General features: G+C 45.6%; 9 protein-coding genes. 1 reads left to right on the top strand and 8 read right to left on the bottom strand.

The window, feature by feature from the left end:
* Positions 1 to 304: 304 nt before the first annotated feature.
* From HF312_02315 to HF312_02280, 8 genes are all read right to left on the bottom strand, one after another.
* Positions 305 to 685 (bottom strand): DUF4870 domain-containing protein, encoded by a 381-nt coding sequence (locus HF312_02315; GenBank protein ID MCU7519020.1) that lies wholly within the window; start codon positions 683 to 685, stop codon positions 305 to 307.
* A gap of 277 nt (positions 686 to 962) precedes the next feature.
* A complete protein-coding gene (locus HF312_02310) occupies positions 963 to 1,262 on the bottom strand; it encodes a hypothetical protein (protein ID MCU7519019.1) in 300 nt (99 codons plus the stop codon).
* A gap of 114 nt (positions 1,263 to 1,376) precedes the next feature.
* Positions 1,377 to 4,532 carry an efflux RND transporter permease subunit gene (locus HF312_02305; protein MCU7519018.1) on the bottom strand — a complete coding sequence of 1,052 codons (3,156 nt, stop codon included), beginning with the start codon at positions 4,530 to 4,532 and terminating at the stop codon, positions 1,377 to 1,379.
* Positions 4,533 to 4,552: 20 nt separating this feature from the next.
* The gene (locus HF312_02300) at positions 4,553 to 5,638 is read right to left on the bottom strand and encodes an efflux RND transporter periplasmic adaptor subunit (GenBank protein ID MCU7519017.1); all 1,086 of its coding nucleotides are present in this window, start codon (positions 5,636 to 5,638) and stop codon (positions 4,553 to 4,555) included.
* Between the two features lie 86 nt (positions 5,639 to 5,724).
* Positions 5,725 to 7,095, bottom strand: coding sequence for a TolC family protein (locus HF312_02295; protein ID MCU7519016.1), 1,371 nt, complete (start codon positions 7,093 to 7,095; stop codon positions 5,725 to 5,727).
* A 1-nt stretch (position 7,096) separates the two neighbouring features.
* Positions 7,097 to 7,747: a TetR/AcrR family transcriptional regulator gene (locus HF312_02290; protein MCU7519015.1), complete on the bottom strand. Its 651-nt coding sequence runs from the start codon at positions 7,745 to 7,747 to the stop codon at positions 7,097 to 7,099.
* Positions 7,748 to 8,061: 314 nt separating this feature from the next.
* Complete coding sequence (locus HF312_02285; GenBank protein ID MCU7519014.1) at positions 8,062 to 8,910, bottom strand: phosphatase PAP2 family protein; 849 nt, start codon at positions 8,908 to 8,910, stop codon at positions 8,062 to 8,064.
* Positions 8,911 to 9,079: 169 nt separating this feature from the next.
* Entirely contained in the window at positions 9,080 to 10,102 is a 1,023-nt protein-coding gene (locus HF312_02280) for a phosphatase PAP2 family protein (protein MCU7519013.1), read from the bottom strand.
* A 517-nt stretch (positions 10,103 to 10,619) separates the two neighbouring features.
* Between HF312_02280 and HF312_02275 the strand changes: the two genes are divergently transcribed.
* Positions 10,620 to 13,181: a CHRD domain-containing protein gene (locus tag HF312_02275; protein ID MCU7519012.1), complete on the top strand. Its 2,562-nt coding sequence runs from the start codon at positions 10,620 to 10,622 to the stop codon at positions 13,179 to 13,181.
* Positions 13,182 to 13,217 lie beyond the last annotated feature (36 nt).

The raw sequence follows: 13,217 nt of genomic DNA, 5'->3' as shown, positions 1-13,217 counted from the left end.
TCAATAACTCCTGTTTTTGCATGCAGCAAAATCATGCTATGTTCAATTATATTGTAATCTTTTCCTCCAAAGCGATAGACTAAAGACATTTCTTCCTGCCTGGAGAAAAAGGGGAATTTGCTCCTTTCCATAAAAAGGTTAGTTACCTTATCATACACATTTTTAACAGTTTTGTACTATGAGGCTCCTGAGGTTTTAATCACTAGGGCTTCAGAAGGCGCTATTTTTCCGGCCTCCCTTGACGGGGAGGCGGAATTTTTAAGGGGGAATTGACCTCTCCCTTAAACTCTTTTTAAGAGCGGCTTTATTTTATAAACCTCACAGTTAAAGGATACCTGTAGGCTTTACCATCGTTAGCCTGAACTGAGGCAACTATGATCAGTATCAGCTCAAGAATACCCAGAATTACCATCAGCACTATGCCTATTGCCACAAGCATTAAAACAAAAGCGGCAAAGATATAAATTGTCATGGAAATCTGGAAGTTCAGCGATTCCTTGCCCTGATCGTTCACAAAAGGGGAAACATCTTTCTTGAGCATCCAGACGACCAGCGCCCCGATAATATTTCCAAAGGGGATAACAAACATCAGAAGGGCTGACAGGTGGCAGAGCATACCCCAGAGCTTAGTATCCTTATCCAGTGCTTCATTTCCCACATGTTCTGCATTTTCTACGGTTTCCATTATACTCTCCTTTAATTGTTTTTAACTTAACGTTAAAGGACGCAGGGAACACTTTTGTTTTCTCTCTGCCGGATGGGGATAATAACATATCCGGACCGGTAAAAAATGTCATCTCTCAGGTATAGCAACAGGTATAACTTCTTACATGGAAAGTTAATTCAAATATTTTTAGCAAGCAACAAGCCCGCAAAATAAATCAGGGGAAGGAGATTTCGGTTATTTTACTGCGCAAAAAAAAAAAATCCGGCTGCAATTTTTATACAGCCGGATTCAATTCTTAAATCACCTTCTCCAGCGGGATCTGGAACATGCGCGCAAGGTCGTCTTTCATCGTTATGCCGGCATTCATCTCCCTTAAGAGCCTGGCTACTTCCTCCAGCTGGCATTCATCCTCGAAGGCAATCATGCGGACGTTATTATAGCCCGGAAAGGCCCGCGTACCCAGGTGAGGGATTGTCTTATGCCCCTTTCCCTTCACGTTCTCCCATTCGGTGTAAAAGTCAACTCCGGCCTTCTCAAGAACAGTCGAAACCCTGTCTTCGTAAATATCACGGTAAATAACAAATGCTATTTTCATCGCAGCACCTCCATAAAAAAGGATTTTGAATTTTGAATGCTGAATGTTGAATGAAAAAAGAAAAGATTCCGCCATGGATATTAAGCCATGGCGGAACTTGTTGGTAAGATAATACTATTTTTCGAAAGATGCAGGGTTAGGTTCAACCTCTAATTTTTCCCTGCGCCTGAGGAATGGGAAGAGCTTATATACCCATCCGAAAGCCTTCCTTATCGATAAGTCGTCTATAATTGTATATACAACCGGCACAACAAGCAGCGTCAGCATTGTGGAGGTGATAAGACCACCAATTACTGCCTGCCCCATGGGCGAGCGGAACTCGCTTCCTTCACCTAAACCGAGCGCTACAGGCACCATACCGAAAATCATGGCCAGCGTGGTCATAAGAATCGGACGAAGCCTTGTAGGACCTGCCTGAAGAAGTGCTTCCGTCCTTGAAAGACCTCTCTCACGCAGCGTATTTGTAAAATCTATAAGCAGAATTGCGTTTTTGGTCACAAGACCCATCAGCATGATTATACCGATCATCGACATTACTGAAAGCGCGCTGTTAAATATAATGAGCGCCATGATCGCTCCTACAATAGCCATAGGAAGCGAAAGCATGATCGAGAACGGGTAGACAAAGCTTTCAAACTGCATTGCAAGCACGATGTAAACAAACACAATTGCAAGTGCAAGCGATATAAGAATGTTTAAGAATGACTCCGCCTGCTGCTGCCCCTGTCCTACTACAGAAATTGTATAACCCGCAGGAAGAGGGATCTTGCTCGTCTTTTTCATTGCGTCTCCTAAAACCTCGCCCATAAGCCTTCCGGACACGTTTGCATCAACACGGATCTCCCTCTGGCGGTCGTAGCGGTTGATCTTCGAAGGACCTACTCCTTCAAAAACATCTGCCACATCGCCCAGGCGCACATTGATCTTTTCGCTCTTTGGACCCGTTTTATTGCTCATGATTGAGAGGTTCTCGATATCGCTGATCGACTTGCGGTTTTCTTCCTTCAGGCGCACTCTTACGTCGTACTGCTCGTTACCTTCCTGGTACTTTGTGGCAACGTATCCGTCAACCATCGAACGCACTGAAGAAGCAACTGACATTACATTAACTCCAAGATCCGATGCCTTGTCGCGGTCAATCCTGACCCTCACCTCTGGCTTTGAAGCCTCAAGCGAAGATTCAATATCCACCGCGCCCGGAGTGGAATGAACAATACTTTTAACATTTTCAGCAATGCTGTTGATTTTATTTATTTCAGCACCCCTGACGCTTAATGTAACGGGCTTCTCCTGCCCTCCGGGACCTCCCTGAACCGCAAAGTTCAGATTTGCTCCGGGGAAGTTTACCAGCTCGCTTCTCAGGCTGCTTATGATCTCATCCTGGCTCCTCTGGCGCTCGCCTTTCTTGGTCAGCTTTACCAGAATGGACGCCTTGTTTACCGGAATATTGTTGCCGCCTACGGTTGTAAGAAGGTTTGTCACCTCTTTTACGCCGTGAAGCTTCTCCTCAATAATGCGGCACATTTTGTCCGTCTGCTCAATCGATGTTCCGGCCGCGGCGTTGACCTGTATCGTAAATTCACCCCTGTCTGTATCAGGGAAGAATGCCGTACCTAAAAACCGCATCATGAATATGCTGAAGATAAATACCGCAATTGAACCCAGCACTACCATCAGACGGTGCTTTAACGACCAGGCCAGTGTTGAACGGTATTTGCCGTTCAGCCATTCAAATGAATGATTGAAGTAATAAAGCATTTTATGCAGCGGGTTGCCCGATTTCGATAAATGCTCGTCTTCTTTCTTCAGCCAGCGCGATGAAAGCATAGGCGTCAGCGTAAAAGCCACAAAAAGCGACACAAGCACGGCAACTGAAACCGTGATACCGAACTGGTAGAAAAATCTTCCTACTATTCCAGGCATGAACGCTACAGGCACGAATACCGCAACTATAGTGAACGTCGTTGCAAGCACCGCAAGGCCGATTTCACTTGTAGCCGACTTTGCCGCCTCCATCGGGGTCTCGCCCTGATCAAGATGCCGGTATATGTTTTCAATAACCACTATGGCGTCATCGATCAACAAACCTACTGCAAGCGAAAGTGCCAGAAGCGACATCATGTTAAGCGTAAAGTTCAGCATGTACATCACCATAAACGTTGTTATGATGGATGTCGGAAGCGCTATGGCGCTAATAATCGTGCTTCTCATGTTGGCAAGGAAGAGGTAAACCACTATAACTGCCAATAGACCGCCGTAGAAAAGGTCAAAGAGCACGTCGTTTACAGAGTCACGTATGAATGTTGAATAATCCTCTGCAACCGAAACCTTTACGTCCTGCGGAATATCCCCTTGGAGTATTTTGAGCTCCTTCTGGACCTCATCGGCAACCTGTACCGTGTTGGCTCCCGACTGCTTCATGATGTTAAGACCAACGGCAGGCTTTCCGTTATACCTGGAGAGGCTCGTTCTTTCAACAGCGGCATCACTGATCTGTGCAACTTCGTTAAGCCTTACAATACCGCCCGACTTCGAAACAATGATAATTTTCCCAAAGTCTTCAATGTTCTGGAATTTTCCCATCGTGCGCAAAAGTAACTGGCGCGTACCCTGGTCGAGGTTACCACCCGGGATCTCCACGTTTGAGGCGCCGACGGCCTGAACAACGTCATTAATTGAAAGCGCATAGGCTTTAAGCCTTTCAAGGTCAACATCAATATGTATTTCCCTCTCGGCGCCGCCTATCAGATCGACAGAACCTACGCCCGGCACGTTCTCAAGACGCTTCTTTATAACGTCTTTTGTAAACGTAGTAAGCTCTTTTTCAGAACGCTGTCCTGCAACTGTAAGGGTAAGTATCGGCTGGCTTGCAGGGTCATACCTCTGAATAATAGGTTCCTTTATGTCCTGCGGAAGAGTGCTCCTGATTGCAGCTATTTTTTCGCGCACTTCCTGTGCGGCCTGTTTTCCATCTACTTCCAGTTTGAACTGCGTGACTATAATTGACACACCTTCCTGTGAGGTTGATGATATATGATCCACGCCCGCAACAGGATTTATTGCATCCTCTATAAGTTTCGTAACGTCCGACTCTATCTGCTCAGGACCTGCACCCGGAAGAACTGTTGTTACAACAACTACAGGTATATCAACGTCCGGATAAAGGTCAATATTAAGCCTCGTCAGAGCAAAAAGCCCAAGCACCACGAGAGCAAAAATCATCATCGTAGCAAATACGGGACGCTTTATTGATACATCAGCAAGTTTCATACAATTAGTTTCCCTTTCTTTTAGTTTTCTGAAAGCAGCTTCGTGTCCGTAGAAACAACTACAGGCATTCCGTCTTTCAGGTTATTCATGCCCACGCGTGCAACTGCTTCACCGGGTTTTAAGCCGTCAACAACTTCAATATACTTGTCATTCTGCAGGCCAAGTTTAACGTTCCTTGAGTAAGCCTTGCCTTCTGAAATAACAAAGACCTGCGGGCCTTTTTCAGCGTAAACGACGGCTTCCCTTGGAATAATGTTTACAGCTTTCTGAGTTGAAAGATCCAGGTCGGCCTTGGCAAACATGCCCGGCTTAAACCAGGCGTTCTTTGCATTTGAGAACGTGGCCTTGATCTGGAAAGTACGCGTGCTGAGGTCCGCACTCTTCGATATTTCTGTAATTTTCCCCTTTGCAGTTATATCGGGATTCAGCTCGGAATAAATCTTAACGTTCTTACCCGCCGTCACATAAGGAATGTCTCCTTCGCCTACACTCATTATAAGCTTAAGCTGGCTTATTGTGGCAACCGTTACAATCGGTGTGCCGGGTGAGGTAAAGTCGCCAATGTTAAGCTTTACACTTGTAACAACGCCGCTTATCGGAGTGGTTATCTCAACGGCGTTTCTTGCGGCGTTAAAATTTGCTTTGGCTATATCAAAAGCTGTCTGCGCCTGATCTAAAGCCTGGCGCGCAATAGCCCCGCTTTCAAAGAGCGACTTTGTCCTTTCCAGGCTTTTCTGCACATTCTGCAGATTCGACTGCGCCTGATAGTACTGCGAGGTAAGGCCTCCCTTGTCAAGCTTTACTATAACCTGCCCGGCCCTCACGTTATCCCCGACTTTAACCGGAATATCCACAATCCTCTCGGCAAGCTGAGACACAATGTTAGCCTGTTTATCGCCTTCAAGAGTACCTGTATAAGTCTTGGTTAATGACATGCTGGTTGTTTCAACCCTGGCCGTAATTACAGAAACCGAGTCCGACTTTTCCTTTTTGGCAGTCCTGTTTTCCGCCTCTGCATCCTTCTTGCCGCAGCTTGTCAAAGCCAGCGAAGAAGCTAAGAGCAGCATTACTGCCGTCCCTCCTGAAAATCCAAACTTTCTTTTCATTTTTTGAAAACTCCTCTTATTGTTTTAATCCCGCACCGGGTTTTGTCCCGGAAGCCCTGTTTCTTTTGAGTCTTTCCCCGAAAGATTTATTTTCCAAAACTTGTTATTTTTTCCCAGTCGGCGCGTGCAGTCAGATAATCATATACCGCCTGAGCCTTATTGATCTTTGTATTTGTCAACGCCACCTGTGAATCTATGAGCTCTATCTGTGTGCCAAGGCCGTTTTTATAGCGGACTTCTGCAATTGTAACTGCCCGTTCAGCCTGTTCCACACTTTTCTGCTGCGCATCAATTCTTTTCTTGGCTTCCATCATCTTAAGGCGCGCGGCCTCAACCTGAATCTTAATTCCCTCTTCCAGCTTTGAACGCGTAATAGAAAGCTTTTCCTTGTCTATAACCGCCTGCTCTGTCCTGTATTTAGTCTGTAAACCGTTAAATATAGGATAACTGATCTGAAGGCCAACCGTAAAATTTTTGGCCCAGTTGTAATTACTGAACTGGAATGTGTTATCCTGCGTCTGGTACTGATAGGAACCGAATGCTGCCAGAGTAGGGAAATAATCAGATCTCTGTATCTGTATGTTCTTCTCCAGTATGTTTTCCTGTGAAGCAAGCGCCTGAATCATGCTGTTCTTCTCAACAGCCGTCTGGCTCTCGCTTTCAATTACACCCTGCGGCAGTTCATCCAGTTCAAGTGCGCCTGTAAGCTCAATATTCTCCTTCAGATCCACTCCCAGAAGGAACTTGAGTCCGTTCTTTGCCAGCTGGAGCGTGTTTTCAGCCTTGCTTACTCCGGGCTCCGTATTTGATACCTGAACGCCTGAACGAAGATAATCAAACTCGCTTGCCATCCCCTGCTTGTAAAGCTGGCTTACGTTATCATAGTTAGCCTTTGCAAGATCAAGCCCCTGGCGGCTTACTTCCAGCACCTGCTGGAGCAATAGAACACTATAATAAGCTCTCTTTACAGAATCAACCACATTTTCACGGGTTGCATCCGTGTTGTATTGAGTATAGTTGCGATACTCCTTTGCAATCTGTATTGCAGTATTAACCTTTGCGCTGAAAAGGACCTGGTTCAACGTAATACCTGCCGTGTAGCTGTTATTTGAACCAAGCTTTAAGGCTGTAGGATGTTCAGAAGCTGCCGTGCCGGACGGCGAATCAGTCTTTGGCGCGCCAAATGACACGCCGGCCGGAAGAAAGAGCACCGGGAGCTCAATATTCCTTGAATAATTGGCCGACAGATTGACCTGCGGCAGAGCATTACCGTATGCTTCGCTTATCTGGGCTTCCGACTTATCCAGATCCTGCCTGGAAATGAGTATATCTTTATTTTTCTGAAGAGCCATATTTACTGCGTCACCCAGTGATATCTTCAGAACGCCTTCTGAAGAGGTCTGGGCATACAGACTAGCTGCAAACAATACTAAAACTAACAATATGCTTTTTTTCACTTTAACTCCTTTCACGATCTATCTGCTTGTTTAAGATTCCATTAAATAAAATGTCCAGTACGAAATTTAAGTGCTCATCAACGTTTGAATGATCCAGCCTTTTCTTTTTAAGCTGCGTAACGACGTAAGGGAAAATTAACGTATGATAAAAGTAGTAGAAGTATTCGGGATTCAGATCCCTGATTTCCCTGTTTTCAATTCCCTCACGGATTCTTTTCCTGAATACCTCGTCAATCTGACAATTCTTGTCCTTAAAACAATCCTGGCTGAGGTGAACCGGTTTTTCCCCGATGCCGGTAAAGTAACTTACAAGCAGAAGCAGTTCATCTTTGTTATCAATAAAGTTTTTAAATGTGCTTCTGGTGTATGACTTCAAAAATTCAATGAGCCCGGTAGTGGTGCGGTCCGTTTCACTTACAATCTCCAGGTTAGAATTGAGAATGGTTTCTATAATACTCCTGAAGATCTCCTCTTTATTCTGAAAATAGTTGTAGATCGTACCGATCCCGAACTCAGAACTTGTAGCTATATCTTCCAGTGTAGCATTTGAAAATCCCTTCTCGGCAAAGAGTTTTGCGGCAGATTTGAGTATTTCCTGCTTTCTTTGCAGGCGTTCTCTTTCTTTTCTGCCCAATTTACTGATATCTTCCATTTTTTCTTAACCATAATATAAATGATAATTCAAATACTAAAATATGTATTCACTAGATGAATATCAATTGTAGTATTTATTTTTACCATTCATTTTCCGAACGACCGTTCACTTTTTACAAAATCCATCTAATTTCGCCCAAATCAGGGGTTTTTCATTTAATGAATTTATCTATAGTACAAAAATATGAGATCCTTCAGGCCTTTAAAGGGAATATCGGCCAATATGGGAATTTGGCCGGTAAGAGGGAGCAGAGACACCTGCGGATGCAAAAAAGAGAAAGGTAAGCCGCCCCATGCTCGCATGAAATGGTCCTAAAACCTGTAGGCAAACATTAAAGAATATGAATCAGGGGAAAACAGCGGGAGGACCGACAATCCCCCTTTTGTGGCTTCCCCCGGGCTGCTCCTTTTTTCAGGCGCAACTATATTGCCGAAAGTATATCCAAGGAGGATCCCAAGCGGAAGGTCGCTGATCCAGTGCATCCCTTTTGACATTAGCCCTATACCCAGCCCTCCTACAAGAGCATACCCAACGGGCCTGATCCATTTGATTTCAGGATAGTTATTGGCAAGAACTGTAACTGTAAGGCTTGCAGTTGTTATGTGGCCTGAGGGGAACGCGTAATATTTCGGCTGATTCCTCTGGTACTTTTGCGGATTTGGAAGCAGGCGCCATTCGCCCGCATCGTTTCCTGATGCCTCGGGGCTCTGACGGCCTGTTATTCTTTTTAACACCTGAACCACAATGCCGCTTGCAATTATCCCTTCTGCTATATTGCTTGCCGTGGAAAGGGCCCTTGAGTCGCCTGCTGAAATTCCATAGATCGAAAGTGCCCCGGCAAAGAGGAAATGATACCTCCCGTCGCCAAATTCCACCATCAGCCTGGAAAAACGATTGTAGCCCTCCGACTTGTGGACAAGCGAATGGCTCCAGGAACCCAGAGGTTCATCCACTGTCATAAGTATACCGGTCAGGGCCGCAAGCCCTGCTACAACAGGAAGGGCTTTGGAGGAAAAAGTAGTCTTAAAAAATAAGCTGTAATCCTCCGGAATACGGGTAATCATCTGATGCCAGGGTATGGCCTGAATGGTATCAGCCTCCCGGGGAACAATTAACTGGACCCTTTTTTCTGTCACGAGGGAATCACCTCTTGCTGCCATAAGTGAGTCAGGTTCACTAAAAGCAGCCGCACTTATCCCGCAGAAAAAAGACAATAAGATTAAGAGAACGGAAAAGATATATTTCATATTCCCAAATGTCAGTTGTTGAATGCGAAAAACTGTCCTTGTTATGGCAGAGCAGTGCCATAAAAAAAAACAAAACATTTTTTTAGAATGACACGCCCAGGCTCAGCCCGTTTGCAGCAGGAGTTACGTAAGGCATCAGGCTTACTTCAACTTTTTTCTTTTTCTCCATCGTTTCTTTGCGGGGTGTCAGTTCAGGATGAGCAATCATCTTTCCGAAGGCGTATCCCAGTGCAATTCCAAGGGGGTAATCGCTGTACCAGTGGATTCCCTTATTGGCCATGCCTATGCATATCAGAGCGGCCAGTGAATAGCTTGCGGGCTTGATCCATTTATATTCAGGATAATTTTCTGCAATTACCACAAATGCAGCCATTGAGGTTGCAATGTGCCCGGAAGGATAAGCATCATATTCAGGCACGTGCTTATGATATAAAATCTGGTTGGGGAAAAACCGCCACACCCCCCCGGGCTGAGAGGAAACATAAGGACTTTGCCTTCCGGTCAGGTGCTTCAGCACCTGTACAACGGCGCCTGAGGCAAGCACAGCTTCAACTATCTGGCTTGCGGTTCTAAGGGCGCGGTTATTCCCGCCGATAAAGCCGTAGGCCGCAAAACCGGCCGCAAGCGCAAACTGTGTTCTGCCGTCGCCGATCTCGGTAAATATGTCGCTCCAGTTTTTGGCAAATGTACTGCTCTTATAAATCCCGTGAGACCCCTGCCAGGTAATGTCATCGGCTAGTATAAGCTGTGCCGTAAGAGTAAATATTCCGGCATAAAGGGGAAGGTTTTCCTCGGTAAGCTCAGTCCTGTAATACCTCACGTAATCGCCCGGAATGTTTGATATCATTTCATACCATTTGGGCAGATAATCCTGAGGCTTCCCTTCAGAAAGCTTTTCTTCACCTGAAGGATTTTCTTTTATATTGAAATTGCCGGAAATTGAATCAGACCTTAAGCCGGCCACTCCCGTTTCAGTTTTATCTCCTCCATTTACTAGCAGGCTGTCTGATATATTGAAAAAATCCCCCGCCGATAATGTCAGGGGATAAGATGAAAGCGGTATAAACAGTATTGCTGCAATCAGGCATAAAATTCTTGTTCTCATTCTGCGTCCGTATTATCTGTTTTAGTATGCACTTTAATCACGTTTACGCTGGAACTCTGCGTCCGGTCCATTTAGTTAATATAAATCTTTAGCACAGAGCCGCCAGAGTGTGAATTAATTTTTCCACAAAACTTTATATAAATCACAATTGGCCCAGTCCGTGCCTCACATAAAAAATTTCATAACTCCTGATGCAACAAAAACTTGACACTCTGATTTTATTAAAATATAATATTATTAAGAGGGAGCGCGGAAGACCTCAGCAGCAAATCTTCTATGACTATTCCAGCTATGTTTTACAAAATTATAACCAGATGAAGTTAGCCATGTATTTTTATCTGAAATGTTATTTGCTGAAAAACAGATACTAAAAACAGGACTATTAAAATCATTCTGCCCATTTCAGGTCCCGTTAACTTTCAAAACCTGAAGCCGGCATTCTAAAGCAGGACATGGAACCATCAGCAGATTAAGTGAATAGACTTTGAAAAAATTAATTACAAAAGGAGGGATCTAGATGAAGAAGTACGTGTTATTCAGCATGTTATTTCTGCTTGTTTTTCTTTCACAAGCAGTCATAGCTCAGGTTCATTTTACAGCCAGGCTTACCGGCTCGCAGGAAGTCCCGGCCGATACGTCCAAGGCATCAGGAACAGCGGCATTCACGCTCACAGACTCAGGTCTGACCTATATAATTGCAGTGGACAGCATCTCAAATATTACAGATGCTCATTTCCATTTCGGTGCACCGGGCGATACGGGCCGGGCACTCATATCAATTCTTCCCACCTTCAGGGGAAACGTTGCCTACGGCGTCTGGAAATCAAATGATACAGTTCCACTGACTGAGGAAATTATCAATGCCCTGCTGTCCGGGAAAATTTATGTCAACGTACATTCCGAAAATCACCCCAATGGGGAGATAAGAGGACAGGTACTGGTGACTTCCGGAACAAGCCTCAGCACAATCCTCTCAGGCGACCAGGAAGTACCAGCCGTAACATCAGTAGGAGCGGGCACAGGAACATTCCTTTTAACTGATGCCGGACTCGTATATTCAATTACTGTAAACCAGCTGAGTGACCCCACCGAGGCACACTTCCACCTGGGAGCGCTGGGCTTAAGCGGCGAAGTGGTAAAACCGCTCTCAATTTCAAGCAACAGGATTGTCGGCATCTGGTCCAGAACTGACGCTACGGCGCCCCTTACTGATAGATTGATAACCGCTCTTCTTACAGACAGCCTTTATGTAAACGTCCACACAAAAGCCCATACCGAAGGGGAAATCAGGGGACAGATTCACCTTGAGGGAGGCATCGGCTTCTATGCAAATATGACCGGTGCGCAGGAAGTACCCCCTGTGAATTCAACGGCAAAGGCAACCGGATATTTTGTCCTTACACACAAGGGACTCGTTTTCAATATTACGGTAAACTCAAAGGACTCCATTATTGCCGCACAGTTCTACAGGGCGCCGGCAGGAATGATTGGAGGAGTTGTAAGAACGCTAAATGAATTAAAAGGAAGCCAGGCCGCGGGCATCTGGAAATTTGACGATCCCGAACCTCTTTCAAACGATATACTTGCCGAGCTGATGAAAGGCAACATCTATATCAATTTGATGACCGATAAAAACCGCGCCGGGGAAATCAGAGGCCAGCTTACAATGGTTAACGGAACCCTGTTTACGGCAAACCTTTCTTCTTCCCAGGTACACACGGCAGCCCCGCAGAATACTAAGGGAATAGGTACCGCCAGCTTTTATTTTACCGATGAAGGACTCGCTTTTAATATAACGCTTGCAAATTCAGACACCCTGAAATCAGCTCACCTCCACACCGGAAAATTAGGTAAGAACGGGGACATAGTAAGAAGCATAAAAGAATTCGTGCGCTATACCGCAAACGGCGTATGGAAATACACCGATTCGCTCCAGGCCCTTACACCCGACCTGATCAGCCGCCTTTTTAAGGGCGAGGTTTATCTGAACGTGCGCACAAAAGTTGATACTCTTGGCGCCATCAGGGGCCAGCTCCTTTTAGCTAACGGAACTAACTTCAGGGCAAGCCTTACAGGAAGCCAGGAAGTGCCTAAAGTTGCTACAAACGCCAAGGCTACTGGAAGCTTCACGCTTACAAATGAAGGACTGACTTATAAGATCACGGCCGACAGCATTGTCATCTCCGGCGCGCACTTCCACATGGGAGAGCCCGGAGTTCCGGGCAATGTGGTAAAAGACATTATAACCGACTTTGTGGGCAATACTGCTACAGGCATCTGGAAGACTACAGGCAACCAGGCCTTGACTCCCGATTTAATTACAGCCTTAATGACGGGTAAACTCTACTTCTCAATTCATTCACCCGGCCGCCCGATGGGAGAAATAAGAGGACAGATACAGCTTAACGGCGGATGGGGCTTCAGCGCCCATATGAACGGCGTACAGGAAGTCCCGCCTGTAACAACAACTGCCCGCGGCAACGCTTCCATGACACTTACACCTGCAGGCCTGGTGCTCGATGCAACACTGACGGGTCTTGAACCGGCAGGACTTGGCATCTACAGGGGTCCGCTGGGACAGAATGGAAATGTTATTCATAACGTTAACTCCAATTTCCAGACCAAAACCGTCTCAGATGTATGGCTTACAACGGGACAGGATTCTCTGGACTTTGATAACATTGCCGCTCTCTTAACCGAAGGCCTTTATTTGAATGCCTCCACAGCCCTGAACCCAAGCGGCGAGATCAGAGGCCAGATTGTAAAACTGGTTAAAGACGCGGTAATGTCGGCTGGAAATAAAACCTACAGGCCTGAAAAGTTCGCTCTTGAGCAGAACTATCCGAATCCTTTCAACCCTTCAACTTCAATCAGGTTTACACTGCCGGCATCGGGATTTGTAAACCTTACAATTTATAATATGCTTGGACAAAGGGTTCAGATGCTCATGAATCAGCAGATGAATGCAGGAAACTACGAAGTGAAATTTGACGCATCGGCTCTTCCAAGCGGAATGTATATCTACAGGCTGAGTGCCGGAGAAAACGTTTCAGTCAGGAAAATGATGCTGCTCAAGTAGAAAGTGAGACCTCTACAAGCAGATTACAGGGCGGCC

Source organism: Ignavibacteria bacterium, assembly GCA_025612375.1.
In the GTDB taxonomy this organism is placed as follows: domain Bacteria; phylum Bacteroidota; class Ignavibacteria; order Ignavibacteriales; family SURF-24; genus JAAXKN01.
This window is presented reverse-complemented; position numbering and strand designations above follow the sequence as displayed.